Source organism: Mycolicibacterium sp. MU0053, assembly GCF_963378095.1.
Classification (GTDB): domain Bacteria; phylum Actinomycetota; class Actinomycetes; order Mycobacteriales; family Mycobacteriaceae; genus Mycobacterium; species Mycobacterium burgundiense.
In genome coordinates this window covers 3,797,521-3,812,682 of the sequence record NZ_OY726397.1, presented here as the reverse complement: position 1 = coordinate 3,812,682, position 15,162 = coordinate 3,797,521, and the positions used below count along the sequence as shown (strand labels likewise).

Below are 15,162 nucleotides of genomic sequence, written 5' to 3'. Positions count from 1 at the left end.
CAGAGCCGACTACGTAAAGGAGCGGGTATGTCCGTTTTCGTTCGATCTGCAGTTGCGACGGCCATCGCCGCGGGCGCCTTGTTGGCCACGGCTCCGGGCGCGATCGCCGAGGATCCGCCGCCGCCACCGCCGCCGCCGTACTGCTCGGTCGGCGATATGACCGGGATCATGTCCGGAGTCTCGGCATCGATGTCGGCCTACATGTTCACCCATCCTGCCGTCAACGCCTTCTTCACCAGCCTGAAGGGGCAGCCGAAAGAGCAGCGTACCGAGCAGATTTCGGCCTATCTGGATGCCAATCCGCAAGTGCGAGGGGAACTTGCGGCCATTCGGCAGCCGATGATGGATTTCCGAGCCAGGTGCGGTGTCCCGCTCACTGATTAAAGTCTGGCTGCCGGCACTGACGTTCATGGTGGCGGCCGTGCCGACCATCGCCGTGACCGTGAGCCCGTCGGCCGCCGCCGACTGCGTCAGTTCCAACGGCACGGTGTTGTGCTCGCAGGGCGACACCCGCGGCAGCAATACCGGACAGGGGCCGGGCTCCGGCATGTCCTACCCGTGCGACTTCGACTGGTACTGCGACTACGACGGATTCGACTACGGCATTGTGTTGGATCCGGATTTCGACGGCGGCATCTCGGGTCCGTCGCGGCCGAACAATGATCTGCCTGGCCGCGGGGGCGGGGGTCGGGGCGGCCGGCGCTGACGACGTTCAGCGCCGCTGCGGCGCGACCGCGGCGGCCAGCTTCGCGGGGATACCCGGCACTCGGGTGATCGCATCGAGCAGCGCATGCGCGGCCGAATCGGCCAGCCGCTGAGCGTCCAGCGACGGGTCGATGATCCGCTGCCGGCAAATCTCGAGCGTGAACGCCAGCCAGCCGGAGACGATGACCTGAAGTTCGCGCTCCACCGTGGTGTCCAGCTCGGTGGACACCTCGACGACGGCGGCCATGATGCGCTGCATCTGCCGTTCGTTGTCGGCGGAGTCGACGCCGGCCAACACCGGGTCCGTACGACCGAGACCGACGTGCGCCGCCCACGACCCGTGCGGGTTGCGTTCGTGATACTCCAGGTAGGCCAGGACGCCGACGCGGAGCCGCTCGAACAGGGTCTGACCCGGGCGCGCCGGGGTGCTGGTGGCCTCGAAGAGCCGTTCTCCCTCGCACCGCAGGACCTCGGCGAAGAAGGCCCGCTTGTCCGGGAAGTAGTGATACATCAGCGCCCGCGACACCCCGGCGCGCTCGGCGACCTCATCGATGCGCACCTCGTCGTAGGGGCGGGAGCCGAACACCTCGGCGCCGAGGGCCAGCAGTTCGGCGCGCCGATCGTCGGGCGACAGCCGTCGTCGGGCCTTTCCGGACATGCCCGACATCCTACTTGACACATGTACAACAACGCCGGAGGCTGGGTGCATGACCGCCGTTGCCGCCGAGACACACCGGCGCAGTGGGTCCGAGCCACTGCGGGACCCGCGGATTCCGCGTCCGCCCAAGCGGGTTCCGCTACTGGGCGACGTGCTGACCTTCCGCGGCGACGAGCCCACCGGATCGGCCATCGACTACGCGGCCCAACTGGGCCCGATCTTCGAATTCGCCTTCATGGGCGCGCGCTACGTGGTGGCTGCCGGCGCCGACATCGTCCACGACCTCAACGACGAGAAGCGATTCTGCAAGCATCTGGGCCCCGAACTGGTGGCGCTGCGAATCCTCGGCGGCGACGGGTTGTTCACCGCCGGCAACGACGAGCCGAACTGGCGACGCGCCCACGACCTGCTGATGCCGGCGTTCACGCAGGCCGCGATGCGGCGCTACCACCCGAGGATGGTCGACGTCGGAACCGAGTTGCTCGGCCGCTGGGACACCCGCGCCGAGGCCGGCAGCACCGTCGACGTCCCGGCGGATACCACCCGCGTCACGCTCGAAACCATCGGACGCTGCGCCGCCGACCACTCGTTCGACGTCTTCGGCGCCGAGGGCACGCACCCGTTCGTCGACAACATGGTCGCGGCGCTGCGCGGCTCGGACACGCTGGGAGTGCTCTGGAAGACCTATCTGCCCAGGTTCGTCGCCCGGCGCTACGAGCGCAAGGTGCGCAAGCATGCCGGCTACCTGCACGGCGTCGCCGACGAGATCGTCGCCGCGCGCCGCGCCGAGGGGCTGGGTCACCACGACGATCTGCTGGAGCTCATGTTGACTCCGGACGCGGACGGCAAACCGCGCCTCGATGAGGCGAACATCCGCTATCAGCTGATCAACTTTCTGATCGCTGGGCACGAAACCACCTCCGGTGCCTTGTCTTTCGCGTTGTACTTCCTGTCGAGGCAGCCGGAGGTGTTCGCGCGGGCGCGGGCCGAGGTCGATGCGGTCTGGGGCGCAGCGGAGCGTCCGGACTTCGAGCAGATCGCCAAGCTGCGCTACCTGCGGCGGGTGCTCGACGAGTCGCTGCGGCTGCAACCCACCGTTCCCGGCTACTACCGCGAGGCCCGCGAGGACACCGTGCTGGCCGGGCGCTACCCGATCAAGAAAGGGCAGTGGGTGCTGGCCCTGACCGGCACGCTGCACCGCGATCCACGTTGGGGCGGAGACGGTCTGGCACCGGTCGACGAGTTCGACCCCGACCGGTTCGCCCCCGAACACCTGCGCGCCCGGCCCGGCACGCTGTACAAGCCGTTCGGCACCGGTGAACGGTCCTGCATCGGGCGGCAGTTCGCGCTGCACGAGGCGGTGTTGTTGCTGGGCATGCTGATCCGCCGCTATGACCTGATCGCTGACCCGGATTACCGGCTGGCGGTCACCGAGCGGCTCACCGTGATGCCGAAGGACTTTCGACTGGGGTTGCGGCGGCCTGGCTAGCCGAACCGAACCCCCTGTGCCAGCGGCAGCTCCGACGAATAGTTGATGGTGTTGGTGGCCCGCCGCATGTAGGCCTGCCAGGAATCCGAGCCGGATTCCCGCCCACCGCCGGTGTGTTTCTCGCCGCCGAACGCCCCGCCGATCTCGGCGCCCGAGGTGCCGATGTTGACGTTGGCGATCCCGCAGTCCGAGCCGTCGGCGGCCAGGAACCGCTCGGCCTCGCGCAGGTCGGTGGTGAAGATGGCCGAGGAAAGTCCCTGTGGCACCGCATTGTTGAGTTCGATGGCCTCCTCGAGCGTGTCATAGGTCAACACGTACAACACCGGGGCGAACGTTTCCTCGTGGACGATTTCGGTCTGGCTCGGCATCCGCACCAGGGCGGGACCGACGTAGAAACATTCGCTCGGCGACTCGTGGCGCTCGCCGCCGAGCACCGCACCGCCGTCGGCCTCGGCCTGCGCCAGCGCGCCGCGCATGTCCCGGTAGGCGGTCTCGTGGATCAGCGGTCCCACCAGGGTTTCCGGTGCGAACGGATCACCCACCGTCAGACTGCGATACGCGGTCGCGATGCGCTCGACCAGCGGGTCGGCCACCGTTCGGTGCACGATCAACCGCCGCAACGTGGTGCACCGCTGTCCGGCGGTACCGGCCGCGGCAAAGACGATGCCGCGGACCGTCAGGTCCAGGTCGGCCGCCGGTGTCACCACGGCCGCGTTGTTGCCGCCGAGTTCGAGCAACGACCGACCGAACCGTTGCGCGACCCGCGGGCCGACCGCCCGCCCCATCCGCACCGATCCGGTGGCGCTGAGCAGCGCGATGCGCGGATCGTCGACCAGTTGCTCGCCGAGGTCGCGGCCGCCTACGAGGAGCCAGCTGACCTCAGGTGGCGCACCCACCTCGGCGGCGGCGCGCTCGATCAGGGACTGGCACGCGATCGCGGTCAGCGGGGTCAGCTCGGACGGCTTCCACACCACGGTGTCGCCGCACACCAGCGCCACCGCGGTGTTCCAGGCCCATACCGCCACGGGGAAGTTGAAGGCCGTGATGACCCCGACGACGCCGAGCGGATGCCAGCTCTCCAGCAGCCGATGACCGGGCCGTTCCGAGGCGATGGTCTTGCCGTAGAGCTGCCGGGAGAGCCCGACCGCAAATTGGCAGACGTCGATCATCTCCTGGACCTCGCCGAGCGCCTCGGCGGTGATCTTGCCGGCCTCGATGGTCACCAGCTCGGCCAGCGCCGCCTTGTGCTCGGTGAGCAGCTCGCCGAGTCGGCCCACCAGCGCGCCCCGCACCGGCGCCGGGGTGGTGCGCCAACCGGTGAACGCCCGCGCGGCCTGGGCGATCGCGGCATCGGCGTCGGTCCGCGTGGTCTCGGGCACGCGGAACAGCAGCTCTCCGGTGATCGGGGTGCTGGCCGGCAGCCCGGGCGCGCCGACGTCGCCGAGGCGTGCCGGGTCGGCGCCCAGGGCGAGCAGCGCGGCGCCGGCCCGCGCACGGAGCTGTGCGGTGCCGGGCAGCTGTATCGCCGGGGACTTCAGGGACATGTTGCCGCCTTCCGGTAGAGAGCGTAGGGATCGAGCAGTTCGGTGTGCAGCGCGCCGGACAGCCACGCCGACGAATACTCCGAGTCATCGCTGCCGGCGCCGAGCCGGGTCTCGGCGTCCAGGTTGGAGCGGAAGATCCCGGCTGCCGAGGCGGGCAGGAAGTCCTCGTAGACAACCGGTTTGGTGGGGTCACCGCCGACGTAGTAGGCCAGCTGTTGGTCGGCGAGCTCACGGTCGGTACCCGGGAAGTGCTGCGGCCACGCGGCCGCCGGATCCGGGGCCGCCATCGCCGCGTCGTAGCGCTCGCGGCCCTTCGGGGTCAGGGCCACACCGCGGGCCTCGACCTCGCCGAACCGTACCCGCAGGGTGCCGGCGCGGACCGTCCCGTCGCGGTGCCGGAACCGCCGCGGTTCGGCCAGCGCTCGAAACGAGGTCTGCCGCAACAGCACCGCGGGTCCCGGGGTGGCCGGCGGACCCTGGATGGCGTCGATCATCTCGATCCCGCGCGCGGACATCCGGCGGTACAGCTCGTCGATGTCGAACACCCGCGGGGTGAGGTGGTTGATATGGGTGGTCCGCACCCCGGCGATGTCGGCCGCGACCGCGGACACCGCGGACAGTTCGTCGTACCAGCCCTTATCGATCGGATCATCGGACAGCGCGAACGCCGATACCGCGCGCGCGACGAACTTGTCGGCGGTTTCGGCGGGGCAGTGCCCGTCGGCGGCTATGCCGCGCGCCTGGGCGATCAACTCCGGGTCGAAAAGAGCGCGGGCGTCCAGGAAGTTCTGCACGCGGCGTTGCAGATCGCGGTCGAAGAACCGCACGTCGGCGGTGGCCAGCATCGAGGTGAATACCCGGAACGGGTTGCGCGCCAGTTCATCCGGTGCGACCGGGCGAAACGCCGTGGAGATCACGGGCACCGGCGCGGCGGCCTCGCGCAGATCGTAGAACCCCACCGGATACATGCCGAAGGCGCCGAACAGCACCGCCACCTCGCGCAGTTCGCGCGGTGTGCCGACGCGGATGGCCCCGTGCCGCTCCGCGGTGACCCGGTCCAGCGACCCGAGTCGCCGCGCCTGCGGATGCCACGCGGCGTGGTCGGCGTTGACCGCCGCGCTGACGGCGACCAACGCGGTGTAGGCGGGTACCTCGGCGCCGTACATCGCCGACAACGCCGCCGCGAACCGGGCGCGGAGCTGCCAGGTGGGGATGTGTCGCGATGCGCTCACGGTGTGACTCCGCTGCGATAGTCTCCGGCAATGGCCGCTGACGAGCTCGACGCCATCGACCGGGCCCTGCTGCGGGAACTCGTTGCCGACGGTCGGGCCACGTTGGCGCACCTGGCCTCGACCGCGGGGCTCTCGGTCTCGGCGGTGCAGTCCAGGGTCCGGCGGCTGGAATCCCGCGGCGTGATTTCGGGGTACACGGCTCGGGTGGCGCCCGAGGCGCTGGGCAAGCAGTTGTCGGCGTTCGTGGCCATTACGCCCCTGGACCCTTCCGAGCCCGACGATGCACCCGCACGGCTGCAACACCTCCAAGAGATCGAATCGTGCCACTCGGTCGCCGGTGAGGACAGCTACGTGTTGTTGGTGCACGTGGAATCCGCGCGGGCGCTCGAAGGCCTGCTGCAGCGGATCCGCACCGCGGCCAACGTCAAGACACGCAGCACGATCATCCTACAGACGTTCTACAGCGACCGGCATTTTATATCGGAATAGTTCCGGCATCGGCAGGTTCGCTCGATAAATAATACGGCGATCTGGGGAATCTGGGCGTGGCGAGCGGGGTGACGTCTTACGCGCGTTGGCGGGCGGCCACCGTATATTTTCCGATAAGATGGCGTGCATGACCGCAATAATTCCTGAGTGCAGCGACGGCGGCGTCGGCCGCGTGGGCTCGCCGCACGTTCGTGAAGTGCTCGGTCGCAGCATCCTGGTGGACGGCATGGACATGGTGCTCGATCTGACCCGATCGCGGGGGTCCCACCTGGTCGACGAGCACAGCGGCCGGACCTATCTCGACATGTTCACCTTCTTCGCGTCCGCCGCGTTGGGAATGAACCATCCGGCGCTGGCCGACGACGTCGCCTTCCGCGCGGAGTTGGCGGCCGTCGCGGTCAACAAGCCCTCCAACTCCGACATCTACACCGTGCCGATGGCCCGGTTCGTCGAGACGTTCGCGCGGGTCCTCGGCGATCCGGCGTTGCCGCACCTGTTCTTCGTCGACGGCGGCGCACTGGCCGTCGAGAACGCCCTGAAGGCCGCGTTCGACTGGAAGAGTCGATTCAACGAGGCGCGCGGCATCGACGCCGGCTTGGGGACCAAGGTGCTGCACCTGCGCGGCGCCTTCCATGGCCGCAGCGGCTACACGATGTCGCTGACCAACACCGATCCGACCAAAACCGCCCGGTTTCCCACCTTCGACTGGCCCCGCATCGATGCGCCGTACCTGCGTCCGGGCGCCGACATCGTCGCCCTGGAGGCCGACGCGCTGCGGCAGGCCCGGGCCGCGTTCGAGGCGCATCCGCACGACATCGCGTGCTTCATCGCCGAGCCGATCCAGGGGGAGGGCGGCGACCGCCATTTCCGGCCGCAGTTCTTCGCCGCGATGCGGGCGCTGTGCGACGAGTTCGACGCGCTGCTGATCTTCGACGAGGTCCAAACCGGCTGCGGGCTCACCGGAACCGCCTGGGCCTACCAGCAATTGGGGGTCCGGCCCGACCTCGTCGCGTTCGGGAAGAAGACCCAGGTGTGCGGGGTGATGGCAGGTGGGCGCATCGACGAGATCCCGGACAACGTGTTCCGGGTGAGCTCTCGCCTCAACTCCACCTGGGGTGGCAACCTCGTCGACATGGTGCGCAGCCGACGCATCCTCGAAACCATTGCTGCCGAAGGTCTTTTCGAGAACGCGGCCGTCATGGGCGCCCATCTGCTCGGCCGGCTGCAGGAACTCGCCGACGACAGGCCCGACACGGTCCTCGACGTGCGGGGCCGAGGCCTGATGTGCGCGTTCAGCCTGCCCTCGCGCGAACAGCGCGACGAGTTGCTGCGCCGACTGTGGAACCGCGGTGTCGTCATGCTGGGCTGCGGAACGGACTCGGTGCGGTTCCGGCCGGCGCTGACGGTGGGCCGCCAAGAGCTCGACGCGGCCGTCGCCGCGGTGCGGGCAGCGCTCTAGTCGGCGCGCGCACCCAGCGTGGTCAAGCGCCGGATGGTGGCCCGCAGGTGGCGGAGGTCGCTGCCGCCGACCAACGTGGTGCCGTGCAATTCGGCCAACCGTTGCGCCGCCGGGGTGAACGGTTGGTTGGAGACCACCATGGTCGTGGCGCAGTCTTGCATCGGAGCGCCGGCCACCACCTCCTGCACGGCCCCGGGCCCGACCGGCCGGGACTGGCGTTTGCATTGAATGGCAATACGATTGGGCCGCACGCCGACGATGAGGTCGACACCCCAGTCGCCGGACAGCGGCGTCATGATCACCGGGACTCCGCAGCCGCGCGCCACCCGGGCCACGTAATCCTCGAACTCCAGGCCGGTCATGGCCTCCTCGGGCCGCTCCCGCTTTCCGGGGGTGCCAAGACCGGCCAGCGTGCCGCGCACGAACCGGGGTGCGGCGTAGGCGGCCAGCGGGGAACCGGCGCCGATCGCCACACACCACCACGGGTCGACGCCCGCCAGATGGGCGCCAGCGGCCGCCGCGGCCGCCAGCACCACGGCCACCTTGAGAACCCTGATCCGCAGCACGCCCCGGATGCTAGGCGCAGCCGGTGACAAGGGCCGCGCAGCAGCGCTCTGGTGCACGTTTACCGGCGTGGCCGAGGGGGAACACGGCAACCACCTTGGATAGGGATCGCATCGGCAGGGCACACTGAAGCCACACGGAACCGAGGATGCAGAGGATATGAAGGCCATGGGCACGTCAGAGCGGCGGGGACGCGGCGATCGGCTGGGACAGATGGACGACGAGGTCCGGTCGGCGATCCGATTTGCCGGCGTGGCCACCCTGATCGGGGTGGCTTTCCTGATTGTCGGGGCCGTGCTCGTCGGTGGCTGCGACGACGCGGCCAACACCGGGTCCTGCGGCACCCCGGTCCGCGCGATCTTCGGTCTCGGGGCCCCGGCGATCCTGGTGGTCTCGGGTCTGTATGCGTTCTACCGCACCTACCGCGTCTGGCGGGTCGAGGGCACCTGGTGGGGGTGGCAGGGCGCGGGCTGGTTTCTGATGATGGTGATGCTGGTCGCCCTGATGGGTGTGTCACCGATGGTGGGGCCGATCCTTGGCAGCTGAGCATCGAATGACACCAGCGCGGTGAGCCGAAGCACTCTTGGCGACAGCGGCATTGAGGATGCGGTCACCTCAGGATCTCATTGGCGTGCGGGCCGCAGCGCACCGTTTTGGTCGCGGTCCGGTTGGGGTACTCGGCAGCCACGATGACTTGTAGCGAAATTCATGACCAATTCTGTGCGTCAGTGCAAGGTTGCTGGCGTGCGTAACCGACCATCGGGCTGCGGTAGTCTCAGGTCGATATTGCCGGGAGGCCAACACATGTCGAATGCCGAAAGCGCGGAACCCCGCGTCGACTCCCGCTCCCCTCGAAGCCCCGGTGCGGTCGAGGTGCGAGTGGCCGCGCAACTGGAGAGCCTCGCGGTGTTGCGGACCATCATCGGCGCGGTCAGCACCTTCGAGGACCTTGACCTCGACACGGTGGCGGACCTTCGGCTCGCCGTCGACGAGGCCTGTACGAGGTTGATCCGCTCGGCCGGGCCGGACGCGTCGTTGGTCCTGGTGTTCGACCCCCGCCCCAACGAGGTCGTGGTCGAGGTGTCGACCGCCACGACGGCCACCGACGACATCCTGCCCTCGGGCAGCTTCAGCTGGCATGTGCTGACGTCGCTGACCGATGAGGTACGGACGTTCCGCGACGGCGCCGACATCGAGGGAACAGTGCCGGTGTTCGGCATCGCGCTGACCACCAGGCGAGTGAGCCCCGCGAGGTGACGTCCTCCGCCCGCCGCTCGTCCTCGCGATCGAGCTCCGAGTACGCCGATGTCCTGGACATGTTCCGGGAGTTGGCCAAGCTGACGCCGGACTCCGCGCAGTTCCGCCGCAAGCGGGACAGCATCGTGGAGCGCTGTCTGCCGCTGGCCGACCACATTGCCCGTCGCTTCGACGGTCGCGGTGAGCCGCGCGACGACCTGGTCCAGGTGGCCCGGGTGGGTCTGGTGAACGCGGTGATCCGGTTCGATGTCGAGACGGGTTCGGACTTCGTGTCCTTCGCCGTGCCGACCATCATGGGCGAGGTGCGCCGACACTTCCGGGACAACAGCTGGTCGGTGAAGGTACCGCGGCGGCTCAAGGAACTGCACCTGCGGTTGGGCACCGCCACCGCCGAACTGTCCCAGCGACTGGGCCGGGCACCGACGGCCACCGAACTGGCCGCCGAACTCGAGATGGACCGCGAGGAAGTGATCGAAGGTCTGGTCGCCGGCAGCTCCTACAACACGCTGTCGATCGACAGCGGCGGGGGCGGCGGCGACGACGATGCGCCCGCGATCGCCGACAGCCTCGGCGACCTGGACGCCACGCTGGATCAGATCGAGAACCGCGAGACGCTGCGGCCGCTGCTGGACTCGCTGCCGGAACGCGAGCGCGTCGTGGTGGTGTTGCGGTTCTTCGAATCGATGACCCAGACCCAGATCGCCGAACGGGTCGGCGTCTCCCAGATGCATGTATCGCGGCTGCTCGCCCGCGCCCTGGGCCGGTTGCGCGATCAGTTGGAGTAGGCGCCGTGTCCGAGCCTGGCTCGGCGGTGGGGATTCTGCTGGCCGCCGGCGCCGGAACACGCTACGGGATGCCGAAAGTCCTTGCCGACGACGGTGATTGGCTGCGTCACGGGATAGCCGCGCTGACCGATGGCGGCTGCGACGAGGTGCTGGTGGTGCTGGGTGCCGCGATTGTCGAGGTACCCCCACCCGCCCGCGCGGTGATCGCCGAGGACTGGTCGGCGGGAATGAGCGCCTCGGTACGCGCCGGGTTGGCCGCCGCGGCCGGGCGATACGCGGTGCTGCACGTCGTGGACACCCCAGATGTCGGGGCCGACGTGGTGGCGCGGCTACTGGCGGCGGCGCGAGCCGGCGAATCCGGGCTGGCCCGTGCTGTTTTCGACGGACGGCCCGGCCATCCCGTGGTCATCGCGCGGGCCCACTGGCCCGCGGTGATCGCCTGTCTGCACGGCGATCACGGCGCCCGGGACTTCCTCGCCGCGCGCGCGGATGTGGTGGCGGTCGAATGCGCGGACCTCGCCACGGGCGTGGACATCGACACCCGCTAGGACGGCAGCAGACCGAGGGCGGCGACCGCGTCCCGTTCGGAGCGCAACTCGGCCACCGAGGCGTCGATGCGGGACCGCGAGAAGGCGTTGAGGTCCAAGTCCTCGACGATCTGCCATTGGCCGTCGACGGAACGGCACGGGAACGAGCACACCAGTCCCTCGTCGACCCCGTAGACGCCAGGGGAGGGCAACGCCACCGAGGTCCAGTCACCGTCGCCGGTGCCGTGCACCCAGTCGTCGACGTGGTCGATGGCCCCGTTCGCGGCCGAGGCGGCCGAACTGGCGCCGCGCGCTTCGATGATCGCGGTCCCGCGGCGCGCCACGGTGGGGATGAAATGATCGCTGAGCCAATGGGTGTCGGCGGCGTAATCGGCGCCGGAGCGGCCCGCGACGATGGCGTGGAAGATGTCCGGGTACTGGGTGGGGGAGTGATTGCCCCAGACCGACATCCGCGAGATCTCGGTGACCGGCACCTGGGCGTGCCGGGCCAGCGCGGCGATCGCGCGGTTGTGGTCGAGCCGGGTGAGCGCGGTAAACCGCTGCGCGGGGATGTCCGGGGCGTGGGCGGCGGCCACCATCGCGTTGGTGTTGGCGGGGTTGCCGACCACCACCACCCGCACCTGCGCACTCGCGCCGGCGTTCAGCGCGTTGCCCGCGGTGGCGAAGATCTGCGCATTGGCGGATAACAGGTCGGCGCGCTCCATGCCCTGGCTGCGGGGTTTGGCGCCGATCAACAGCGCGACGTCGACGCCGTCGAACGCCCGGACGGGGTCGTCGTGGATTTCGGTGCCCGCCAGTAACGGGAATGCGCCGTCGTCGAGTTCCATCACCACGCCCTCGGCCGCGCGCACCGCGGCGGGCAGCTCGAGCAGTCGCAGGATGACGGGAGTGTCGTGGCCCAGCATCGCCCCGGCGGCGATCCGGAACAACGCCGCGTACCCGATGTGGCCCGCGGCGCCGGTGACGGTGACGATCTGCGGTGCCGGCATGGTCAGGACCCCAAGCGTGGGTCGGGGATGCCGCAGGAGGCGGCGAAGCGCGCCACCGCCTCGGCAGACACCTGGGCCACCTCGGCGTGGCCGGTCCGGAATCGGCTGTCGATCGCGCCGGTGCGCGGACACAGCGCGATCTCGGCCAGCAGCTCGCCGGTCGTGGGTTCGCACGCCGCCCACGTGTAACGCGCATCGTCGGCCCACTGCCGCTCGGTCCGGGACACGTAGTCGGGGTCGGTCTCACCCAGCTGCGCCAGCGACGGCCGGTCGTCCATGCGGGCGTCGGCCCGCAGCGCCCGCAGATACCAGGCCCCGGCATTGATCTCGACAGGATCCATGGCCAACAGCGTCCCATGCCCGGGCGCCGCGTCGTAAGGTCGGTCCGGTCAGGGGAGTGACCAGAGCGGGGGGTGCGAAATGAAGGTCACCGTGATGGGGGCCAGCGGTCTGATCGGGAGCAAGGTCGTCGACATCTTGCGCAAGGCTGAGCAGCAGGTGGTGGCGGCCTCGCGGGACAGCGGCGCCGACGTGCTCACCGGGGCCGGATTGGCCGAGGCGTTGGCCGGCTCGGATGTCCTGGTGGACGTCACGAATTCGCCGTCGTTCGCCGATGCGGCGGTGTTGGAGTTCTTCATCACCTCGGCGCGCAACCTGGTGGCCGCGATGCGGGCGGCCGGGGCTCGGCACTACGTCGCGTTGTCCATCGTCGGACTCGAGGACCTACCGGACAGCGGCTACATGCGCGCCAAGGTGGCCCAGGAGGCCATCATCGCGGGCTCGGGTCTGCCCTACACGATCGTGCGCGCCACGCAGTTCCAGGAGTTCGCCGACGCGATCGTCGCCGGCCAGACCGCGGACGGCGAGGTCCGGGTGCCGGACGCGTTGATCCAACCGATCGCCGCGACCGAGGTGGCCGCGGCCGTGGCCGAGGCGGCCGTCGCCGAACCACGCAACGGCGTGCTCGACATCGGCGGCCCCGACAAGATCACGTTCGCCGAACTGGCCCGGATCGTGCTGGCCCGCCAGGGCGCCGACACCCCGGTCGTCGTCGATCCGGGCGCCAGGTACTTCGGTGCCGCCCTGGCCCGCACCAGCCTGGTCACAGGTGCCGATGCGGTGCTGGGCAATACCCCGTTCGGCTGAGGCGAATTCAGTCCTTGAGCTCGCAGAGCACGGTGCCCTGGGTGACGGCGGCGCCGGACTCGACCGACAGCCCCGTGACGGTGCCGTCCTTGTGCGCGGTGACCGGGTTCTCCATCTTCATGGCCTCCAGGACCACCACCAGTTCGCCGGCCGAAACCTGCTGACCCTCCTCGACGGCCACCTTGACGACGGTGCCCTGCATGGGCGCGGTCACCGAATCGCCGGAGGCCGCCGCACCGCCGTGGCCACCGCGCTTGCGGGCCTTGGGCTTCTTGCGGATGGCGCCGCTGGGGCTGGCACCGCCGTTGCCGATCGCCATGTCGCTGGGCAGCGACACCTCGAGGCGACGGCCGCCGACCTCGACGACGACCTTCTGCCGGGGCTGCTCTTCTTCGGCGTCCACGCCACCGCCGCCGGTGAAGGGCTCGATGGTGTTGTCCCACTCGGTCTCGATCCAGCGGGTGTGCACCGTGAAGCCGTTCTCGTCGCCGATGAACGCCGGATCGGAGACCACGGCGCGGTGGAACGGGATGACGGTGGCGAGACCCTCGATGTCGAACTCGGCCAGCGCCCGGCGCGAGCGCTGCAGGGCCTCCTCGCGGGTGGCGCCGGTGACGATCAGCTTGGCCAGCATCGAGTCGAACTGTCCGCCGATGACCGAACCGCTCTCCACGCCGGAGTCCAGGCGGACGCCGGGACCGGTCGGCGGGGTGAACTTGGTCACCGGGCCGGGAGCCGGCAGGAAGCCGCGACCGGCGTCCTCGCCGTTGATGCGGAACTCGAAGGAGTGGCCGCGGGGCTCGGGATCCTCGGTGAGGTCCAGCTTTTCGCCGTTGGCGATGCGGAACTGCTGACGCACCAGGTCGATGCCCGCGGTCTCCTCGGTGACCGGGTGCTCGACCTGCAGGCGGGTGTTGACCTCGAGGAAGCTGATCAGACCGTCCTGGCCCACCAGGTACTCAACGGTGCCCGCACCGTAGTAGCCGGCCTCCTTGCAGATGCGCTTGGCCGAATCGTGGATCTCCTTGCGCTGCGCGTCGGAGAGGAACGGTGCCGGGGCCTCCTCGACGAGCTTCTGGAAGCGCCGCTGCAGCGAGCAGTCGCGGGTGCCGGCGACGATGACGTTGCCGTGCTGGTCGGCGATGACCTGCGCCTCGACGTGGCGGGGCTTGTCCAGGTAGCGCTCGACGAAGCACTCGCCGCGACCGAAGGCCGCCACGGCCTCACGGGTCGCCGACTCGAACAGTTCGGGGATCTCCTCGATGGTGCGGGCCACCTTCATTCCGCGCCCGCCACCGCCGAAGGCCGCCTTGATCGCGATCGGAACGCCGTACTCCTTGGCGAACGCGACGACCTCGTCGGCGTCCTTGGCCGGCTCCGAGGTGCCCGGGACCAGCGGGGCGTTGGCGCGCGCGGCGATGTGGCGCGCGGTGACCTTGTCGCCGAGGTCGCGGATGGACTGCGGGGAGGGGCCGATCCAGATCAGCCCGGCGTCGATCACGGCCTGGGCGAAGTCGGCGTTCTCCGAGAGGAATCCGTAGCCGGGGTGGATCGCGTTGGCCCCCGACTTCGCCGCGGTGTCGAGGAGCTTGCCGAAGTCCAGGTAGGACTCCGCCGAGGTCTGGCCGCCGAGCGCGAAGGCCTCATCGGCCAGCCGTACATGGGGCGCGTCGGCGTCGGGTTCGGCGTAGACCGCCACGCTCTCCAGTCCCGCATCCTTGGCCGCCCGGATCACTCGGACGGCGATTTCGCCACGATTGGCTACCAGGACCTTGGTGATGGTCGAGCTGGCGTGACTGGGCACCTGTGCCTCCTACTGCTGGGCATGTCTAAGAAACGTCTTTAAGAATGTATCGGGGGAAGTTTATGCGCCGCGACTCGTGCCCGGTGAGCCGGTGCCGGTTACCGGGCAGTAAGGTCGGTCCCCGCGCAGGTCGGAGCGCCCCGAGCGACCGTTACCAGCTGCCCATGCCGGGGTAGTTGTTGCTGCCGCGCAGGAACGGCCGGGCCCGGCTGTCGCCCGGGACGGCCTTGACCGAATCGCGCTTGGTCTCGCCCTGGCCACGGACGGTGCCGCGGGGTGCGCGGCGGATGCCGCCGTGTGTCGAGTTCCCCGCCACCGCGTCGGCCTGCCGGCTGCTGACCCCGGGGTTGGGGCCGACCTCGACCACCTCGGCACGGGCCGGGTGGTGGGCCGGGGCGATCACGTGGATCGAGGCGGCGAGCAGGATCGCGCCGGCGACCGCCAGTGCGCGTGCGGTATGACGACCGACGGTGGGCATGGGCATGGCGCGTAC

At 69.6% G+C, this 15,162-nt stretch carries 18 protein-coding genes; 10 read left to right on the top strand and 8 right to left on the bottom strand.

Annotation, left to right across the window (positions count from 1 at the left end; all coding sequences use genetic code 11):
* Positions 1-27 precede the first annotated feature (27 nt).
* Together RCP80_RS18050 and RCP80_RS18045 are read left to right on the top strand one after the other, a co-directional pair.
* The gene (locus tag RCP80_RS18050; RefSeq protein WP_308478981.1) at positions 28-384 is read left to right on the top strand and encodes a heme-binding protein; all 357 of its coding nucleotides are present in this window, start codon (positions 28-30) and stop codon (positions 382-384) included.
* Positions 365-706, top strand: coding sequence for a hypothetical protein (locus tag RCP80_RS18045; protein ID WP_308478980.1), 342 nt, complete (start codon positions 365-367; stop codon positions 704-706). The genes RCP80_RS18050 and RCP80_RS18045 overlap by 20 nt, the downstream gene beginning before the upstream one ends.
* A gap of 6 nt (positions 707-712) precedes the next feature.
* Here the strand turns inward: RCP80_RS18045 and RCP80_RS18040 are convergent, their stop codons facing one another.
* On the bottom strand, positions 713-1,363 hold the full coding sequence (locus RCP80_RS18040; RefSeq protein WP_308478979.1) for a TetR/AcrR family transcriptional regulator: 651 nt from the start codon (positions 1,361-1,363) through the stop codon (positions 713-715).
* Positions 1,364-1,412: 49 nt separating this feature from the next.
* Between RCP80_RS18040 and RCP80_RS18035 the strand changes: the two genes are divergently transcribed.
* Positions 1,413-2,852: a cytochrome P450 gene (locus RCP80_RS18035; RefSeq protein ID WP_308478978.1), complete on the top strand. Its 1,440-nt coding sequence runs from the start codon at positions 1,413-1,415 to the stop codon at positions 2,850-2,852.
* Here the strand turns inward: RCP80_RS18035 and amaB are convergent.
* Both amaB and hglS read right to left on the bottom strand, forming a co-directional pair.
* Entirely contained in the window at positions 2,849-4,396 is a 1,548-nt protein-coding gene (gene amaB, locus RCP80_RS18030; protein ID WP_308478977.1) for an L-piperidine-6-carboxylate dehydrogenase, read from the bottom strand. The two genes, RCP80_RS18035 and amaB, sit on opposite strands and share 4 nt — an antisense overlap.
* Positions 4,387-5,562 (bottom strand): 2-oxoadipate dioxygenase/decarboxylase, encoded by a 1,176-nt coding sequence (hglS, locus tag RCP80_RS18025; protein ID WP_373693543.1) that lies wholly within the window; start codon positions 5,560-5,562, stop codon positions 4,387-4,389. Before hglS ends, amaB begins: the two co-directional genes overlap by 10 nt.
* A gap of 96 nt (positions 5,563-5,658) precedes the next feature.
* Here hglS and RCP80_RS18020 point away from each other — a divergent pair, with 96 nt between their 5' ends.
* Together RCP80_RS18020 and lat are read left to right on the top strand one after the other, a co-directional pair.
* Complete coding sequence (locus tag RCP80_RS18020; protein ID WP_308478975.1) at positions 5,659-6,117, top strand: Lrp/AsnC family transcriptional regulator; 459 nt, start codon at positions 5,659-5,661, stop codon at positions 6,115-6,117.
* Positions 6,118-6,244: 127 nt separating this feature from the next.
* The gene (lat, locus tag RCP80_RS18015; protein ID WP_308478974.1) at positions 6,245-7,576 is read left to right on the top strand and encodes an L-lysine 6-transaminase; all 1,332 of its coding nucleotides are present in this window, start codon (positions 6,245-6,247) and stop codon (positions 7,574-7,576) included.
* Here the strand turns inward: lat and RCP80_RS18010 are convergent.
* Positions 7,573-8,142 carry a restriction endonuclease gene (locus RCP80_RS18010; protein ID WP_373693371.1) on the bottom strand — a complete coding sequence of 190 codons (570 nt, stop codon included), beginning with the start codon at positions 8,140-8,142 and terminating at the stop codon, positions 7,573-7,575. The two genes, lat and RCP80_RS18010, sit on opposite strands and share 4 nt — an antisense overlap.
* 166 nt (positions 8,143-8,308) lie before the next feature.
* Between RCP80_RS18010 and RCP80_RS18005 the strand changes: the two genes are divergently transcribed.
* The 4 genes from RCP80_RS18005 to RCP80_RS17990 all read left to right on the top strand — a co-directional run bounded on the left by RCP80_RS18005 (position 8,309) and on the right by RCP80_RS17990 (position 10,730).
* Positions 8,309-8,686, top strand: coding sequence for a hypothetical protein (locus tag RCP80_RS18005; protein WP_308478973.1), 378 nt, complete (start codon positions 8,309-8,311; stop codon positions 8,684-8,686).
* 258 nt (positions 8,687-8,944) lie between these two features.
* Positions 8,945-9,397, top strand: coding sequence for an ATP-binding protein (locus tag RCP80_RS18000; RefSeq protein WP_308478972.1), 453 nt, complete (start codon positions 8,945-8,947; stop codon positions 9,395-9,397).
* Positions 9,394-10,182, top strand: a complete 789-nt coding sequence (locus RCP80_RS17995; protein WP_308478971.1) for an RNA polymerase sigma factor SigF — start codon at positions 9,394-9,396, stop codon at positions 10,180-10,182. Before RCP80_RS18000 ends, RCP80_RS17995 begins: the two co-directional genes overlap by 4 nt.
* Before the next feature lie 5 nt (positions 10,183-10,187).
* On the top strand, positions 10,188-10,730 hold the full coding sequence (locus RCP80_RS17990; protein ID WP_308478970.1) for a nucleotidyltransferase family protein: 543 nt from the start codon (positions 10,188-10,190) through the stop codon (positions 10,728-10,730).
* On the opposite strand, the gene RCP80_RS17985 is transcribed toward RCP80_RS17990, so the two are convergent.
* Entirely contained in the window at positions 10,727-11,719 is a 993-nt protein-coding gene (locus RCP80_RS17985) for a malate dehydrogenase (RefSeq protein WP_308478969.1), read from the bottom strand. The genes RCP80_RS17990 and RCP80_RS17985 overlap by 4 nt on opposite strands.
* 2 nt (positions 11,720-11,721) lie before the next feature.
* Complete coding sequence (locus RCP80_RS17980; protein WP_308478968.1) at positions 11,722-12,060, bottom strand: hypothetical protein; 339 nt, start codon at positions 12,058-12,060, stop codon at positions 11,722-11,724.
* A 79-nt stretch (positions 12,061-12,139) separates the two neighbouring features.
* Here RCP80_RS17980 and RCP80_RS17975 point away from each other — a divergent pair, with 79 nt between their 5' ends.
* The gene (locus RCP80_RS17975; RefSeq protein ID WP_308478967.1) at positions 12,140-12,865 is read left to right on the top strand and encodes an SDR family oxidoreductase; all 726 of its coding nucleotides are present in this window, start codon (positions 12,140-12,142) and stop codon (positions 12,863-12,865) included.
* Between the two features lie 7 nt (positions 12,866-12,872).
* Here RCP80_RS17975 and RCP80_RS17970 read toward each other — a convergent pair whose 3' ends face one another.
* Positions 12,873-14,669 (bottom strand): acetyl-CoA carboxylase biotin carboxylase subunit, encoded by a 1,797-nt coding sequence (locus RCP80_RS17970; RefSeq protein ID WP_308478966.1) that lies wholly within the window; start codon positions 14,667-14,669, stop codon positions 12,873-12,875.
* Between the two features lie 151 nt (positions 14,670-14,820).
* A complete protein-coding gene (locus tag RCP80_RS17965) occupies positions 14,821-15,153 on the bottom strand; it encodes a hypothetical protein (protein ID WP_308478965.1) in 333 nt (110 codons plus the stop codon).
* Positions 15,154-15,162 lie beyond the last annotated feature (9 nt).